Consider the following 15,712-nt stretch of genomic DNA (forward strand, 5'->3'; position numbering starts at 1 on the left):
AACCAGTCGAACGACTCGGTCTGCAGAGCGAGAAGATCAGGAACTTCGAGGGGCTCCTGGATGCGCGCGAAAGAGACGCGACGGGGACCAGCGGGTACGGCGGAGGCGTTGCGCGAGGCTGCCAACAGATGTCCTTCCGAGGGCTCGCGGCGGACTGACTACACGCACGCCAGACAACCTCGCAACGTGAGCAAGCATCACGGGTCGTCAAAGGGCAGCGCAAAGGGGCAGTGTAGCCGAACGGCACACGCCTGTCCACTTCGCTCTCGCTGCATGCTCCACGTTGGTCGCAGCATCGCCCGTTCAGCCGCAAACGTCAAGCCCGCGAGCCCGACTTTTAGCCGCCTAGGGGCCCGGACGCTGGGTTTTCTCCCCAGTGTGATCGGGCGCCTACCGCCAGGCCCAAGACGATACCCGCGATCGTGGGCGGTTAACGCTCCGTCACCCCGGGGGTCGAACCCATGCCGACCACCGATGTAGCTGTGACTGGAGTACCCCTATCAAGGGCTTCACCAAACCTGATTTTTGGTAACAATTGAAGGTAGCGGCACGCCCGGCGGCTCAGGCCGTTCCCAGCAGCGTGGACAGCCCCTCGACCAGCCATCGCCCGTCTTGCCTGACCATGACGAACCGGGCTCGGTTCTGGGTCACCTGTTGCTGGGGCCTGTCCTGGTTCGGCACTACTTTTACCGTAACCATGTTCACGAACAACAGGACCTCGACCCTGTCGGGCGTGGCGCGCTCGACGCCGGCGTCCACCACGGCCGCGGTGCGCACGGTCTTCTCGGCCTTGGCCTTGGACACCAGCGACGTGGTGAGCTCCTTGTAATGCCTGGTCAGCTCGCCCGTCGTGTACGCCCCGGCCCTGGCCAGGTCGGCCTCCACCGAGCGGTAGTCGTAGGAGAACATGTCGGGGGCGACCTGGCGGGCCGTCGCCATCGCCTCGGCCCCGGCCCCTTCGGCCCCCCGCAGGTCACGCAGGTCGAACCACATCCTGGGCACCAGCACGCCCGCGACGATCACCAGGACGCCGAGCAGCACCACAGTGACGGTTCTCACACCACCTGCACCACCTTCGACACCAGCCACACGCCGCCGGCCTTGGTCACGTCCATCGTCCAGCGGTAGAAGCGCTCCTGGGGCGGGCTCTTGGAGCCGTCCCAGCGGATCTCGGCGTCGGCCACCACCAGCACCTTCGCGGTGCCGCCGGACATCGACACCAGGCCGGTCGCACGCAGGACGCCGTGCTGGACGACCTTGTTGGCGACCGTGGTGCTCTTGAGCTTGCCCGCGATGGCCTGGTAGCCGGTTCTGGCCCCGCCCGTGCAGGTGTCGAGGATGCGCTGCACGTCGGCGTCGACGGTCCTGTAGTCGAGCGAGACCAGGTTCTTGGCGTGGGTGCCGGCCGCGAGCAGCGCGGCCTGCCGGTCGTCGGCCAGGGCCTGCGCGTCACGCGCCTGGAGGGAGATCCACACGCCGGCGGCGACGAGCGCCGCCAGCGTCACGCTGAGGGCGGCCACGAGGATGCGTGCCGGGCGCGCGGGAAGTGCTCCCACCTGTGCTCACCCCTTCCGGCCGGTCGCCGGATCATAACCCGCGAGCCAGTCCTGAAGCCCTGGAATCGACGGAGGCGGTTGGGGAGCCGGGGCGTTGCGGGCGCCGCGCACGCCGGTCGCGCTGCCGCGCGGCTCCCTGCAGAACGCCTCCGGGTCGGGCGGCCGGGTGCTGACGTCGTGGGGCTGCCGCCTGCGTACGCGCTCGTAGCCGCGGGTGCAGGGCCTGGGGACGTTGAGGTCGAGGTCGAGGCCGAAGTGCAGGCCGTCCCGGTCGACCACGGAGAAGGCGCCCGCGACGGCGGCCGGGTAGCCGATCAGGAGCTGGCGGAGGGCGGTGACCCGGGCGGAGACCGTCCGGCCGCCGATCACCAGGTGGGTCAGCAGCGGGCGCAGGTGGGGCGCGACGCCGTCGGTCAGGCGTTCGAGCTGCTCGGCCGCGCGCGGGGTGCGGCCGATCACGTGGGCGAGGTCGCCGCGACCGTCGCGGAGCGAATCGGTCAAGCTCGCCAGATTCCCGGCGAATGCCTTCAGATGGCCCCCAGAGGCCCGCTGAGCGTCGAGCACGGTCTCCCCGTCGTGCAGCACCGCGACCGTCTCGGGAAGGACGCTCTCGGCCTGTCCGAGCAGCTTCTCGCCCGCGTCGGCCAGCCGTCGCAGGGCCGGCCCGTTGCCGCCGAGCCCGTTGTCCAGCTCGGTCACGACCGTCTCCAGGTCGCGCGGGTCGATCGAGGCCAGCAGGCGGTCGGTGTCGCCGAGCAGCTTGGACGTGGGAACCGGCAGCCGCGTGTGCGCGCGGTCGATCACGTCCCCCTCCCGCAGGTACGGCTCCGCGCCCCCGGCGGGCCGCAGGTCCAGGTACTGCTCCCCCACCCCCGACCGGTTGGCCACCACCGCCAGCAGGCCGCGGGCCGGGACCGGGTCGCCGGACCCTAGCCTGACCACTGCCCGCGCGCCGTCGCCCGCCACCGCCAGCGACTCCACCCGGCCGATCGGCACCCCTCGGTAGGTCACCTCCGAGCCGTCGAACAGCCCGCCCGCGTCGGCCAGCTCGACCGTGACCCGGTAGGCGGGGTCGAACAGGTCTGCGCCCACCCGGGCGTACCTGACCAGCGTGTACGCCACCGCCACCACCCCGATCAGCGCGAACGCCAGCAGCCTGACGGTCATCGCGCACCGCCCAGCAGGTTGCGCAGCGTGGCGCCGGGCGAGGCGTCGACGGTCAGGTCGGTGTTGGCGTAGTCGCCGCGCAGCATGGACGAGGCCGACCCCGGGAACGGGAACGTGATCGCGGTCGCCAGCCCCGACGCGACGCTGTCGCGCGCCCGGTCGAGGTTGAGCAGGAGCTCCCGCAGGTGGCGGAGGTCGGCGAGGGCGTCGGCCTGGGAACGCTCGACGACACGGGTGGCAGTGCGGCCGAGCCGGTCGAGGGCGGCGAGCATGGCGGTCAGGCCCGCGCGCTGGCCCTTGAGCAGGGCGACGGCCGGGCCGATCTCGGTGGCGGTGGCCCTGATCGTGGCGAGCTGGGCGGCCAGGGTGCCGGTGAGGCCGTCGAGGGCGTCGATCAGCCGGACGATCTGCTTCCTGGAGCCGTCGAGCCCCGCGGCGAACGCGCCGAGCCTGCGCAGCAGGTCCTTCAGCCGGGCCGAGCGGCCGTCGAGCACGTCGGCCAGCTCGCGGTTGACGGTCGCGAGCTGGTCGAGGCCGCCGCCGTCGACCAGCAGGGAGGCGGCCGACAACACCTCCTCGACCTCGGCGGTCGTGCTCGTCCGGGCCACCGGGATCGGGCCGCTCAACCGCCCGCGCCCGGCGGGCAGCAGTTCGACGAACTTCTCCCCCAGCAGGCTCGTCTGCGAGATCGCCGCCGAGGTGCGGTCGGGCAGGGCCACGTCGCCGCGTACCTGGCAGACCACGTCGGCCCGCCAGTCGTCGCCCAGCTCCACGCCGGTGACCTCGCCCACGGTGACGTCGTCGACCTTGCACGGCGAGCGCGGCACCAGGTCCAGCGCGTCGGCGAACCGGATGGTCACCGCGTACGGCCGCGCGCCCAGGTCGGCGCCGCCGGGCAGCGGCAGCGAGGCCACCCCCTCGAAGCCGCAGCCGGCCAGGGTCGCGAGCAGCAGCGCCAGGACGAGCGGGCCTCTCATCGCACGGGTCCTTCCGGCAGGGGGTCGGGCGGCCGGATCGAAGCGGGCAGCGGGACCAGGTTCTGGATGATCGTGTCGAACCAGCGCCCGTTGCCGGTCGCGTCGGCGAGCTGCCGGGTGAACGGCCCGAGCAGGGCCAGCGACCGGTCGAGGGTCTCCTCCTGGCGGCGCAGCACGGCGACGAACGAGCGCAGCCGTTCGAGCGCGGGTCGCAACGTGGTCCTGTTGTCGGCGACCAGCCCGTCGATCTGCCCGGCCAGCACCACCGTGTTGACCAGCAGCCCGTGGACGACCGCCCGCCGCGCGGAGACCTCGCGCAGCAGCAGGTCGCCGTCGGTGACCAGGCCGTGCAGGTCGGCGTTGCGGCGGGCCAGCAGGCCGGTGACGGTACGGGCGTGGCCGACCAGGTCGTGGAGGCGGGCGTCGCGGGCGGCGACGGTGCGCGAGAGCCTGCCGAGCCCCCGGAGGGAGGCCCGGATCTCCGTCGAGGAGCCTTCCATGGTCTGCGACAACACGGTCATGGCCGCGGCCAGGGCCCGCTCGTCGACGCGTCCCGCGGCCGCGCCCAGGTCGGCGACGGCGGGCGCGACCTCGTAGGGGACGCTCGTGCGCGACAGCGGGATCTGCCCCTGGAGCCGGCCGCCGCCCTCGGGGACGAGCATGACGAAGTGGGCGCCGAGCAGGGTCTTGATCCGGATGTCCGCCCTGGTCAGCGAGCCGAGCCGGACGTCGTCGGCCACCCGCAGATCGACGCGGACGTGGTCGCCTTCGAGATCGACGCCGGTGACCTCCCCGACCTTGACCCCGGCGATCATCACGTCGTCGTGCTCGCGCAGGCCCGCCGAGTCGGCGAACGCGGCCGAGTACGTGCTGCCGCGCGGCAGGCCGCCGACCGCCAGGGCCGCCACGACCAGCGCGAGGGCCACGACGATGCCGCCGACGCCCAGCGGCACGGGATCGCGTCTCCTGAAGGGGGTCAGTGGCATCGCGGGCTCCCGTTGACGATCTTCGGAGTGCGCACGCCGCCGCTCCTGACCGTGAGCGAGCAGAGGTAGAAGTTGAACCAGGATCCGTAGGAGGAGGCCCGGACGAGCCGGCCGAGACGGTCGGGGGCGCGGGCGAGGGTGTCCTCGACCAGGGCGCTCCTGGCGTTGAGCGCCCTGAGCAGCCCGTCCGCGTGCCGGACGCTCGCCCGCAGGTCGGGCCGGGCCCTGCGGACGAGGTCGCCGGTGACGGCGGTGAGACGGTCGAGGGTGGCCAGCGAGTCGCCGATGGCCTCGCGGTCGCCGGCCAGGCCGCCGATCAGGGCGCGCAGGTCGATCAGCAGGCGGTCGTAGTCGTGCTCCCGGCCGGCGATCTCGCCGAGCACCGTGCCGAGGTTGGTGATCACGCGGCCGATCACGGCGTCGCGGTCGGCGAGCGTGCCGGTGAGGGAGGCGATGTGGCCGAGCAGGGCCTCGACCGTGCCGCCCTCGCCCTGGAGCACCTGGACGATCTGCCAGCTCAGCTTGTTGACGTCCTGGGGGCGGATGGCGTTGAGCAGCGGCCGGAACCCGTTGAACAGGGCCGTGACGTCGAGGGCCGGGCGGGTGCCGGCCACGCGGGCGCCGGGCGGCAGCAGGCCGGGGCCGCCGGCGCCGGTGGACAGCGTCAGGTAGCGGTCGCCGACGAGGTTGCGCCACCGGACGGCGGCCACGACCGAGCGGGGCAGCGCGGTGGCGCGCCGTACGGAGAAGGCGACCTCGGCCTGGACGCCCGCCAGCGCGACGCTCTCGACCCGGCCGACCCGCACGCCGGCGATGCGTACCTCGTCGCCCTCGCGCAGCCCCGAGGCGTCGGTGAACAGGGCGTGGTAGACGACCGCGGCGGTGAAGCGGGCGCCCGAGATCGTGACCGCGAGGGTGGCCACGCACAGGGTGGTGACGAGGGTGAAGACGGCCAGCTTGAGCGCCGGCCCGAGCGTGGTCATCGCAGCATCAGCCTCGCCAGATCGGCCGTGCCGTCGTCGAAGCGCACCCCCGGGAAGGGCACGGGCGCGTGGTCGGGCAGGCCGTAGCAGGCCGGGCCCCTGCGGTCGGCGTAACGCGGGGTGTCCTTGCCCGGTTCGTACGGGTGCGCCGGCCGGACGATCTCCAGCACCGCCTTCGCGCTGCCGTGGCCGAAGGCGTTGTCCAGCAGCGGCCGGAGGCGGTCCAGGCCGCGCAGCACGCACGGGATGACGGGCGCGTGATGGGCGGCCACGTCGAGGGCCGGGCGGACGACGTGCGGCAGGCCGACGATGCCCGGCTCGTCCGTGGTCAGCAGGCGGTCGGCGGCGGTGGCGGCCCGGGTGACAGCCGCGCCGGCCGGGCCGATGGGGGCGGCGGTGAGGGTGCGGCTGATCGCGGCGCTGTTGGCGAGGGTGCGCAGCAGGTCGGGGGCGGCCTGGCCGTACCGGGCGGTGACGTCGGCGAGCTTGGCGATGTCCCGCTTCAGCGCCGGCAGGTGGGGCTGGAGGCGGCGCAGGTAGGCGTCGGTTCTGTCCAGGGTCGTGCCGAGCCGGGCGCCGCGGCCGTCCAGGGCGGTGGCCAGGGCGTTCAGGACGGCGTTCAGGCGTTCGGGGTGGACGGCGCGCAGGTGGGCCAGCAGGCGGTCGAGGATCTCGGTGATCTCGACGGCGGCGGCCGATGACCTGATCACGTCGCCGTCGCGCAGCGGGCCGCGCGGCGAGCTGGGCGGGATCAGGGCGACGTACTTCTCGCCGAACAGGGTCTTGGCGCGCAGCTCGGCGGTGGAGGCGCGGTCGACGTCGTGGTCGAGGGCCAGGGTGAGGCGGGCGCCGTGGTCGGCGGGCGCCAGGTCGGCCACCTCGCCGACCACGACCCCGTTGACCTTGACGTCGGCCCGGCGGTCGAGCTGCAGCCCGGCGGCCGGCAGCAGCAGCGTGACGTGCCGGGCGGTGGAGAACGCCTTCGTGTAGACGGCCAGCGTCAGGGCCGTGAAGGCGGCGATGATCGCCAGGAGCGCGGCGCCGTGTCTCATCCGGCCAGCCTCACCGTCGTGGTCGTGCCCCAGATGGCCAGGCCGAGCAGGAGGTTGGCGACGTTGACCGTCACCAGCACCGCGCGCACGGCCCGCCCGACCGCCACGCCGACCCCGGCCGGCCCGCCGGTGGCGTGGAAGCCGTGGTAGCAGTGGATGAGGATCACCAGGACGGCGAAGACCATCGCCTTGCCGAAGGACCACAACACGTCGTAGGGCGACAGGAACAGCTCGAAGTAGTGGTCGTAGGTGCCCGTGGACTGGTCGTGCAGCACGGTCACGATCAGGCGGGTCGCGAGGTAGGAGGCGAGCAGGCCGAGCACGTACAGGGGCATGACGGCGGCGAAGCCGGCGATCAGCCGCGTGGTGACCAGGAACGGCACCGGCGGGACCGCCATGACCTCCAGCGCGTCGATCTCCTCGCCGACCCGCATCGCGCCGAGCTGGGCGGTGAACCCGCAGCCCACGGTGGCCGACAGGCCGATGGCCGACACCAGCGGGGCGATCTCGCGGGTGTTGACGTAGCTGGACAGGAAGCCGGTGAAGGCCGAGCCGCCGATGCGGTCGAGGCCGGTGTAACCCTGCAGGCCGACCTCGGTGCCGGTGAAGAAGGTCATGAAGGCGACGATCGTCATCGTGCCGCCGATCACCGCCAGGCCGCCGCTGCCCAGCCCGACCTCGGCCAGCAGCCTGAGCACCTCGCGCCGGTGGCGCGCGCCGGCCGGGAGGGCCCTGATCGCCCTGGCGTAGAACTCGCCCTGCCGGTCGAGCGCCCTCATGACCGCGCCAGCTCGTTGTAGACCGCGCTGATCAGGAAGTTCTCGGCGAACAGCAGCAGAGCGGCGAACACCACGGCCTGGTTGACCGCCTCCCCCACGCCCTTGGGCCCGCCCGCCGCGCCCAGCCCTTTGTACGCGGCGACGAGCCCCGTCGTGACCCCGAAGACCAGCGCCTTGCCCTCCGACACCCACAGGTCGGAGACCTCGGCCAGGGCGTTGAACGACTGCAGGTACGCGCCGGGCGAGCCGCCCTGGACGACCACGTTGAACAGGTAGCCGGCGACCAGCCCGACCGTGACGACCAGGCCGTTGAGCAGCGGCGCGACCAGCGCGCACGCGGCGACCCTGGGCACGACGAGCCGGTGGAGGGGGTCCACGGCGAGCACCTCCATGGCGTCGATCTCGTCCCTGATCCGGCGGGCGCCGAGGTCGGCGCAGATCGCGCTGCCGGCCGCGCCCGCGATCATCAGCGCGGTCACCACCGGGCCCGCCTCCCGGACGATGCCGAGCACGGCGGTGGCCCCGGTGAAGGACTGGGCGCCGAACTGGCGGATCAGGTTGCCGGTCTGCATCGCGAGCACGGCCCCGAAGGGGATGGCGACCAGGGCGGTGGGCAGGGCGCTCACGCTGACGATGAACCACGCCTGCCGGACGAGCTCACGCACCTGGAACGGCCGTCGCGCGGCGGCCCTGGCGGTGTCGAGCGACATGGCGACGAACCGTCCGACCTCCGCCGTCACCATGTGCGGCCGATCGAACGCATGCCGTCAGCGTCATGGGCCGCGAGGAGGTGTTTCTCGGTCGGATTCATGATCTAGGCGACGCCGTCCGCGTGGGCGGCGACCAGCCTGGGGTACTCCTCCAGCCAGTTGCGGCCGCGTTCGTCCACGAACGAGCCCTGCGGCGGGATCACGCCGTGGGCCGCCAGCCACCGTCCGGGCGGCTGCTGCGAACGGCGCAGCACGTCGCCGCTCGGCATGAGCTGCGGCGGGATCGGCGGCAGCCCGCCGGGGTCGTGGCCCATCCGGGCCTCGGCCTCCAGCTCGGAGACGTCCTTCTCCTCCGACATGCCGATCGGGCCGTGCCTGCGGGCGTTGAGGAACTGCCGCACCACCGGCTCGTCACTGGACAGCAGCATCTCGCGCGGCCCGAACATGACCAGCTCGCGGCGGAACAGCAGCCCGATGTTGTCGGGGACCGTGCGGGCGGTGTTGATGTCGTGGGTGACGATCAGGAACGTGGCCTCGATGTCGGCGTTGATGTCGACGATCGTCTGGTTGAGGAAGGCGGTGCGGACCGGGTCGAGGCCGGAGTCGGGCTCGTCGAACAGGATGATCTCGGGGTCGAGCACCAGCGCCCTGGCCAGCCCGGCGCGTTTGCGCATGCCGCCGGAGATCTCGCCGGGCAGCTTGCCCTCGGCGCCGACCAGCCCGACCATGTCGATCTTGTCCATCACGATCCGGCGGATCTCGGCCTCGGTCTTCCTGGTGTGCTCGCGCAGCGGGAATGCGATGTTGTCGTAGAGGTTGAGCGAGCCGAACAGGGCGCCGTCCTGGAACAGCACGCCGAACAGCCGGCGCAGCTCGTAGAGCTTGCGTTCGGGGCAGCTCGCCAGGTCGTGGCCGTCGATCCAGATGTGGCCGCGGTCGGGACGCAGCAGGCCGACCAGCGTCTTGAGGAAGACGGACTTGCCGGTGCCCGACGGGCCGAGCAGCACCGAGATCTCACCCGCGGGCAGCGTGAGCGAGACATCCTCCCAGATGACCTGCCGACCGAACGACTTGGTCAGCCCCTCGACCACGACCTCGACGCCCACTGGCCACCTTCCCGATCACAGGGAGCACTCAGGGGATAACGTGCCGCACACTTTACTTCCAGGATGGACTCGCGGTGGCGGCGTTCCGAGGAATTGGAACCGGTTCCAATAACTTGTCACCCGGCGCTGTCGGGTCCGGTAAGAGCGCGCAGGCTCGGGCGCAGCAGCCGGGCGATGCGCTCCGGCGGGGCGTCGCGCAGTTCGGGCAGTTCGAGCAGCTGGTGGCCGACGGTCACGCCGAGCAGGATCGTGGTCATCAGGGCCGCGCGCAGGCGGGCGTCCTCGCCGGGGATCGAGGCGGCGAGCCTGTCGACCTGCCGGGCGAGCGCCTCGCGAGCCGCCGTGCCCGCCTCGGGGTGGGTGAGCATCGAACGCATCATCGCCAGCGAGCCCCGGGGCAGCTCGCCCATCTTCACGTCGAGGGTGCCGAGCAGGTGCTCGACCAGCTCCTCGGGGGTGGCGGCGGCCTCGGGGGCGGGCGTGGCGCGCACGGCGGCCCTGAAGAGCTCCTGCTTGTTGCCGAAGTACTGCATGACCAGGGCCGGGTCGACCTCGGCGGACTTCGCGACCGCCCTGATGGTGGCGCGCTCGTAGCCGACTTCGGCGAACAGCGCCCTGGCCGCGTCGAGGATCCTTCCCTCGGTTCTGCGCCGCCGTTCGGCACGGGGAAGCACTCGCTCGCTCACGGTCCGACTCTACCCGTGTTGACCGTTCGCCCGGATTCGCTCTACGCTCGTTGAGTCAACGAGTGTTGAGCGAGATGTGAGGGGTTGTGGCCATGACCGTCGAGGAGATCGTCGGCGCCTTCCACGGCGCGATGCTGCGCAAGTCGGCCGACGAACTGGCCGACCTGTACGCGGAGGACGGCAGGCACGAGTTCCCGTTCGGCGGGCTGCCGCCGTACGAGGGGCGGGAGGCGGTGCGGGCGGGGTACCGGGCGTCCTGGGGCGTCTCCCCCGCCGTGCCGCAAGAGGTGGAGCGGGTCGCGTTGCACCGTACGGACGATCCCGAGGTGGTGGTCGTCGAGCAGAACGCGCACGTCAAGGTGGGTGAGCGGGCGATCGTCGTCCCGGGGCTGCTGATGCTGCGGATCAGGGATGGCCGGATCGTCCACTGCAAGGACTTCATGGACGCGAGCGCCATCGCCAAGGTCCGCGAGGCCGCCCACGGGGTCACTTCGGGGTGAGGTAGAGAACCACGATGCCGCCGCCGGTGGGCCGGGCGATGAGACGCGGAGGAGAATGTCCCGTTACATGCGAAAAGAGGCGGTCACACCCGGCACCAGGGTGTGTCCGCCTCTTCCGAAGAGCTGTGTGAAGTGGGAAGTTACTTCACGGTCACGGTGGCGCCGGCGCCCTCGAGGGCAGCCTTGGCCTTCTCCGCCTGCTCCTTGTTGACCTTGCCGTCGAAGACCGGCTTGGGAGCGCCGTCCACCAGGTCCTTGGCCTCCTTGAGGCCCAGGGACGTGAGGGCGCGGATCTCCTTGATGACCTGGATCTTCTTGTCGCCGGCGGCCTCGAGGATGACGTCGAACTCGTCCTGCTCCTCAACGGCGGCGGCCTCGCCACCGCCACCGGCGGCGGGGGCGGCGGCGACCGCGACGGGGGCGGCGGCCTTGACGTCGAAGACCTCTTCGAAGTTCTTCACGAACTCGGACAGCTCGAGGAGGGTCATCTCCTTGAACGCGTCGAGCAGCTCGTCGTTGCTGAGCTTCGCCATGATGCTTTTCCTTACGTTTAGGACTTGCAGAAAACTAGGAACGGGACCGCGGAAGTTGCGGCAACCCCCGTGTTACTCGCCCGCTTCTTCGCGCTTGGCACGAAGGGCGTCGGCCAGCTGAGCCATCTGCGTGGGCAGCGCGGCGAAAACCGCGGCGGCAGCGCTCTGCTTCGCCTTGAGAGCACCGGCGAGCTTAGCGAGGAGGACCTCGCGGGACTCGAGGTCGGCGAGCTTGGTGATCTCGGTGGCGTCGAGCGTCTTACCGTCGAGCACACCACCCTTGATCACCAGAAGGGGATTGGCCTTGGCGAAGTCACGCAGACCCTTGGCCGCCTCGACAACGTCGCCGTTGACGAAGGCGATCGCGGTCGGGCCCGTGAGCAGGTCGTCGGGGAACGACAGACCGGCTTCGTTGGCCGCGATCTTGGTCAGGGTGTTCTTCGCCACGGCGAACTTCGCATTCTCACCAAGAGCAACGCGCAGCTGCTTGAGCTGAGCGACGGTGAGACCGCGGTACTCGGTCAGAACGGCGGCGCTGCTGCCTTCGAACTCGCTCTTGAGCTCGGCAACGGCTGTCGCCTTATCCGCCCTCGCCATGGGCCTCCTTCCAGGTGTGCCGCCGGCGAAGGCCCCTGGAAATGAGAACAGCCCCGGGCGCAGGGGCGCACGGGGCTCACATATGGAACTGCACCATATGGGAAACTCGCATCACACCTGCGCGGGCCGTCCACAGAACGTGGATCCTTCGGTCGCCAGGACTGATGCACCTGACGACGACCGGCGGTCTTCGGCAACGACCAGAGTACGTGCTGGTCGCCGAGTTTCCAAATCGGTTCTCAGTTGACGGTCGTCTTCGGCAGCTCGCCGACCTGGTCCGCGGGCGGGGCCTCCACCTTCACGGGCTCGTTGAAGCCCTTGAACAGCAGGGTGGCGTCCAGCGTCGCGCCCTCCTTGGAGCCGTTCAGGGTGAGCTTGCGGGGCAGGCCGTCGCCGGCCACCCAGATGTCGAACTTGACGTCCTTGAGCTCGGCGAGGTTCGTCCTGGCCTGCTGCTGCTTGTCGGCGGGCAGCTGGCCGACGGCGGCGTCCACGGGGAACGTGCCGCTGTAGTGGGTGGTGTCCGCGCCGTTGACGCTCTCGGTGCCGACCTGCTTCACGTCCTTGGACACGGTGACCAGCTTGGTCACGTTGGCGAGGTCGAACTGCTGGATCTGGCTGAGGTACTGGTTGACCTGGTTCTGGTCGCCCACTTCGTTGAGCGCGACCTTGATCCACGGCTTGGTGGCGCCGACGAGCTGCTTGAGCGCCTCGACCTTCACATAGACGGTGTCGCCCTGGAGGACGGCGCGCACGCCGCCCGGCAGGTTCCGGCCGCCCATGTCGACGGTGTCGAGGGTCAGGTCGACGGCGAGCTGGGGCTTGCTCTGGTAGAGCATGCGGCCCTGCACCTTGCCGTTGCCCTCTTGGGGGTGCGTCACGTTCGCGACGGCGTCCACCGTGTAGCTGGTGACCTCTGCGGTCTTCTGCGCGGCCTGCGCGAGCACCTCTGAGGCGGCCAGGTTGACCTGGATGGGCTGCACGTTCGTACCGCACCCGGCGACCGAGGCCGCGATGAGAGCAGCTCCGGCCACGGCGGTGGCGAGACTTATCCTGCGCTTCAGCATGTTTTGACCCTACGGTTGGCTTGTCCCATCGTGGCGACTTCCCCGCATAAATCGGGGAAAACCCAGGGTTCTCCCCCACAGGCTGTGCACGATTTCTGCACAACCCCGCTCACCTGGAGAGATCATCCGGGCCGAAAACCCGGACGAAACAGCTCCGCCCCAGTGCCCGACGGTACCCGGGCACTGGGGCGGAGCCCGGCGGCGCCCGGACAAACCGAGGCCCGGTGCCCGGCGGCACCCGGACAAAGCGAAAGGCCCCCGCCTGAGACAGGCGGGGGCCTTTCGAAGAACGTGCGGCCGTTACGCGTCGAGCTCGGCGGTCAGGCCACGGGTGAGGTTGGGGTCGACGGGGACGCCGGGGCCCATGGTGGTGGAGAAGGTGACCTTCTTCAGGTAACGACCCTTGGCCGCCGACGGCTTGAGACGCAGCACCTCGTCAAGGGCGGCGGCGTAGTTCTCGATGAGCTGACGCTCGGGGAACGACGTCTTGCCGATGATGAAGTGCAGGTTGGCCTGCCGGTCGGTGCGGAACTCGATCTTGCCGCCCTTGATCTCCGTCACGGCCTTGGCGACGTCGGGCGTCACGGTGCCGGTCTTGGGGTTGGGCATGAGACCGCGCGGGCCGAGCACGCGGCCCAGACGGCCGACCTTGCCCATGAGGTCAGGGGTGGCGACCACGGCGTCGAACTCGTTGAGCCGGTTGCCCTTGGCGATCTCGTCGATCAGCTCGTCGGCGCCGACGATGTCGGCGCCCGCCTCGCGGGCTGCCTCGGCACGGTCACCGGTCGCGAAGACCAGGACCCGGGCGGTCTTACCGGTGCCGTGCGGGAGGTTGACCGTGCCGCGCACGATCTGGTCGGCCTTGCGAGGGTCGACACCCAGCCGCAGCGCCACTTCCACGGTGGCGTCGAACTTGGTGGTCGACGTCTCCTTGGCCAGCTTCGCGGCGTCGGCGGGCGTGTAGAGCTTGTCGCGGTCGACCTTGGCCGCCGCGTCCTTGTGCGCCTTGCTGCGCTTCATGTCTGTCTCCTTGTGGTACGCGGGCCGGGACCCGGCCCTCCCACGGATCTGGGAAAGGTCTTAGTCGGCGATCGTGATGCCCATCGACCGGGCGGTGCCGGCGATGATCTTCTCTGCAGCCTCGACGTCGTTGGCGTTGAGGTCGGGCATCTTGGTCTCGGCGATGCTGCGCAGCTGCTCGCGCGTCAGCCGGCCGACCTTGTCCTTGTGGGGGACGGCGCTGCCCTTGTCGAGACCCAGGGCCTTCTTGATCAGCTCAGGCGCCGGGGGCGTCTTCGTGATGAAGGTGAAGCTGCGGTCCTCGAAAATGGTGATCTCAACGGGGATGATGTTGCCCCGCTGGGACTCCGTGGCAGCGTTGTACTGCTTGACGAAGTCCATGATGTTGACGCCGTGGGGACCGAGGGCGGTACCGACCGGCGGAGCGGGCGTGGCCTGGCCAGCGGGGAGCTGGACCTTGACGAGCGCCGCGATCTTCTTCTTCGGAGGCATGAGTCCTTCTCCGGGTCCTGATCGTGATGCCGTCCGGACGCGGATGCGCCCGGACATGTCGGAAGGCCACCCTTCGCGAAAGGCGGCCGACCGAACGTCTAAGTGTAGGTGATCGTCTTAGATCTTCGAGACCTGGTTGAACGAGAGCTCGACCGGGGTCTCACGACCGAAGATCGAGACGAGCACCTTGAGCTTCTGCGACTCGGGGCTGATCTCGCTGACCGAGGCGGGCAGGGTGGCGAAGGGGCCGTCCATGACCGTGACGGACTCGCCGATCTCGAACTCGACCGTGGGGCCGCTGGCCGCCTTGGTGGTGGCCTTCTTGGCCTCCTCGGACGGCTCGGGCGCCAGCAGCTTGGCGACCTCGTCGAGGCTGAGCGGGCTCGGCTTGTTGGACAGGCCGACGAAACCGGTCACGCCGGGCGTGTTGCGCACGGCGGCCCAGGACTCGTCGGTCAGCTCCATGCGCACCAGGACGTAGCCGGGCAGCACGCGCTCCTTGACCGGGACCTTCTTGCCGCTCTTGAACTCCTGGACGGTGTGCGTGGGCACCTCGACCTGGTAGATGTAGTCCTCCATGTTGAGCGACACGTTGCGGCTCTCGATGTTGGACTTCACGCGGTTCTCGTAGCCGGCGTAGGAGTGGATCACGTACCACTCGCCGGGGAGCCCGCGCAGGGAGCTCTTGAACTCCTCGACCGGGTCGACGTCGGGCAGGATCTCGGCCTCCGCGTCGGCGGGGGCCTCCTCCGACTCCTCGACCTCGTCGGTCTCGTCGGCCTCCTGGAGAGCCGCCTCGACGCCTTCGTCGCGAGCCTCACCCAGCTCGTCGCCCCATTCGTCGGTGGCCTCTCCCAGCTCGTCGTCGCCCCGCTCGTCGCGGGGTTCCTCGGCCGGAACAGAAGACTCGGACACGTGACCTTTCCTCATTTCCTCGAATCGAATGGTGTCGCCGTCAGCCGACACCACACGGTGTCGAGCTAGGCGGGATCACTCCCCGCCGAAGACGCGGAGGACGGCCCAGCCCAGAGCGGCGTCGAGCCCATAAACGATCGCCACCATGATCAGAACGAATACCAGAACGACCGTGGTGTAGGTGATGAGATCCTTGCGTGTCGGCCAGATGACCTTGCGGAGCTCGTTGACGACCTGCCGGTAGAAAAGGGCAGGTGAAGTGCGTGTCTTCTTCTCGCCACTGGGCTTGCCTGCGGTCTCGCCGCGCGTGTCGATCGCCACAGTCCTCACCTGAATCTGTCGTATCCAACGCAGTTTTGCGGCGCGCTTACACGCCATTATTGCGCGGACCGCACTCGCAGGGCACGAGGGACTCGAACCCCCAACCGCCGGTTTTGGAGACCGGTGCGCTACCAATTGCGCCAGTGCCCTATGTCGTCAACCACACTACCCTGATTGACTCACTGCCTGGACCGAACCGCTCGCCGACATGCGGCGGAAGGACCAGGCGAAAGCATACGGGGGATTGCCCGGTACGTCGAACCCA

Annotated in this window: 19 protein-coding genes and 1 tRNA gene; 1 reads left to right on the forward strand and 19 read right to left on the reverse strand. The window is 70.2% G+C overall.

Features of this window, described 5'->3' with window-relative positions:
* Positions 1-561 precede the first annotated feature (561 nt).
* From ACFYUV_RS41310 to ACFYUV_RS41360, 11 genes are all read right to left on the reverse strand, one after another.
* Entirely contained in the window at positions 562-1,059 is a 498-nt protein-coding gene (locus tag ACFYUV_RS41310; protein ID WP_352325416.1) for a hypothetical protein, read from the reverse strand.
* The gene (locus ACFYUV_RS41315; RefSeq protein ID WP_358289098.1) at positions 1,056-1,556 is read right to left on the reverse strand and encodes a hypothetical protein; all 501 of its coding nucleotides are present in this window, start codon (positions 1,554-1,556) and stop codon (positions 1,056-1,058) included. Before ACFYUV_RS41315 ends, ACFYUV_RS41310 begins: the two co-directional genes overlap by 4 nt.
* 6 nt (positions 1,557-1,562) lie before the next feature.
* Positions 1,563-2,723, reverse strand: coding sequence for an MlaD family protein (locus ACFYUV_RS41320; protein WP_387679157.1), 1,161 nt, complete (start codon positions 2,721-2,723; stop codon positions 1,563-1,565).
* Positions 2,720-3,700 (reverse strand): MCE family protein, encoded by a 981-nt coding sequence (locus ACFYUV_RS41325; protein ID WP_387679160.1) that lies wholly within the window; start codon positions 3,698-3,700, stop codon positions 2,720-2,722. The genes ACFYUV_RS41320 and ACFYUV_RS41325 overlap by 4 nt, the downstream gene beginning before the upstream one ends.
* Complete coding sequence (locus tag ACFYUV_RS41330) at positions 3,697-4,686, reverse strand: MCE family protein (RefSeq protein ID WP_387679163.1); 990 nt, start codon at positions 4,684-4,686, stop codon at positions 3,697-3,699. Before ACFYUV_RS41330 ends, ACFYUV_RS41325 begins: the two co-directional genes overlap by 4 nt.
* The gene (locus ACFYUV_RS41335) at positions 4,677-5,669 is read right to left on the reverse strand and encodes an MCE family protein (protein WP_387679166.1); all 993 of its coding nucleotides are present in this window, start codon (positions 5,667-5,669) and stop codon (positions 4,677-4,679) included. Before ACFYUV_RS41335 ends, ACFYUV_RS41330 begins: the two co-directional genes overlap by 10 nt.
* The gene (locus tag ACFYUV_RS41340; RefSeq protein WP_387679169.1) at positions 5,666-6,721 is read right to left on the reverse strand and encodes an MCE family protein; all 1,056 of its coding nucleotides are present in this window, start codon (positions 6,719-6,721) and stop codon (positions 5,666-5,668) included. Before ACFYUV_RS41340 ends, ACFYUV_RS41335 begins: the two co-directional genes overlap by 4 nt.
* Positions 6,718-7,500, reverse strand: coding sequence for an MlaE family ABC transporter permease (locus ACFYUV_RS41345; RefSeq protein ID WP_387679172.1), 783 nt, complete (start codon positions 7,498-7,500; stop codon positions 6,718-6,720). Before ACFYUV_RS41345 ends, ACFYUV_RS41340 begins: the two co-directional genes overlap by 4 nt.
* Positions 7,497-8,243 (reverse strand): MlaE family ABC transporter permease, encoded by a 747-nt coding sequence (locus ACFYUV_RS41350; protein ID WP_387679174.1) that lies wholly within the window; start codon positions 8,241-8,243, stop codon positions 7,497-7,499. The genes ACFYUV_RS41345 and ACFYUV_RS41350 overlap by 4 nt, the downstream gene beginning before the upstream one ends.
* A 71-nt stretch (positions 8,244-8,314) precedes the next feature.
* Complete coding sequence (locus ACFYUV_RS41355; RefSeq protein ID WP_387679177.1) at positions 8,315-9,316, reverse strand: ABC transporter ATP-binding protein; 1,002 nt, start codon at positions 9,314-9,316, stop codon at positions 8,315-8,317.
* A 116-nt stretch (positions 9,317-9,432) separates the two neighbouring features.
* On the reverse strand, positions 9,433-10,002 hold the full coding sequence (locus ACFYUV_RS41360) for a TetR family transcriptional regulator (RefSeq protein ID WP_387679180.1): 570 nt from the start codon (positions 10,000-10,002) through the stop codon (positions 9,433-9,435).
* 92 nt (positions 10,003-10,094) lie between these two features.
* Between ACFYUV_RS41360 and ACFYUV_RS41365 the strand changes: the two genes are divergently transcribed.
* Complete coding sequence (locus tag ACFYUV_RS41365) at positions 10,095-10,502, forward strand: nuclear transport factor 2 family protein (RefSeq protein WP_387679183.1); 408 nt, start codon at positions 10,095-10,097, stop codon at positions 10,500-10,502.
* 140 nt (positions 10,503-10,642) lie between these two features.
* Here the strand turns inward: ACFYUV_RS41365 and rplL are convergent, their stop codons facing one another.
* The 8 genes from rplL to ACFYUV_RS41405 all read right to left on the reverse strand — a co-directional run bounded on the left by rplL (position 10,643) and on the right by ACFYUV_RS41405 (position 15,597).
* A complete protein-coding gene (gene rplL, locus ACFYUV_RS41370; RefSeq protein ID WP_357967396.1) occupies positions 10,643-11,035 on the reverse strand; it encodes a 50S ribosomal protein L7/L12 in 393 nt (130 codons plus the stop codon).
* Between the two features lie 72 nt (positions 11,036-11,107).
* Positions 11,108-11,632 carry a 50S ribosomal protein L10 gene (rplJ, locus tag ACFYUV_RS41375; protein WP_125642941.1) on the reverse strand — a complete coding sequence of 175 codons (525 nt, stop codon included), beginning with the start codon at positions 11,630-11,632 and terminating at the stop codon, positions 11,108-11,110.
* Positions 11,633-11,871: 239 nt separating this feature from the next.
* Complete coding sequence (locus tag ACFYUV_RS41380; protein WP_352325430.1) at positions 11,872-12,699, reverse strand: DUF1396 domain-containing protein; 828 nt, start codon at positions 12,697-12,699, stop codon at positions 11,872-11,874.
* Between the two features lie 300 nt (positions 12,700-12,999).
* Complete coding sequence (rplA, locus tag ACFYUV_RS41385) at positions 13,000-13,719, reverse strand: 50S ribosomal protein L1 (RefSeq protein WP_352325431.1); 720 nt, start codon at positions 13,717-13,719, stop codon at positions 13,000-13,002.
* A 60-nt stretch (positions 13,720-13,779) separates the two neighbouring features.
* Positions 13,780-14,211, reverse strand: coding sequence for a 50S ribosomal protein L11 (rplK, locus tag ACFYUV_RS41390; protein ID WP_125642947.1), 432 nt, complete (start codon positions 14,209-14,211; stop codon positions 13,780-13,782).
* A 117-nt stretch (positions 14,212-14,328) separates the two neighbouring features.
* Positions 14,329-15,141 carry a transcription termination/antitermination protein NusG gene (gene nusG / locus ACFYUV_RS41395; RefSeq protein WP_387679186.1) on the reverse strand — a complete coding sequence of 271 codons (813 nt, stop codon included), beginning with the start codon at positions 15,139-15,141 and terminating at the stop codon, positions 14,329-14,331.
* A gap of 60 nt (positions 15,142-15,201) precedes the next feature.
* A complete protein-coding gene (gene secE, locus ACFYUV_RS41400) occupies positions 15,202-15,447 on the reverse strand; it encodes a preprotein translocase subunit SecE (RefSeq protein ID WP_125642950.1) in 246 nt (81 codons plus the stop codon).
* Between the two features lie 77 nt (positions 15,448-15,524).
* Positions 15,525-15,597 (reverse strand) — tRNA-Trp (locus ACFYUV_RS41405).
* Positions 15,598-15,712: the final 115 nt, after the last annotated feature.

This window comes from Nonomuraea sp. NPDC003560, assembly GCF_042878785.1.
Taxonomy (GTDB): Bacteria; Actinomycetota; Actinomycetes; order Streptosporangiales; family Streptosporangiaceae; genus Nonomuraea.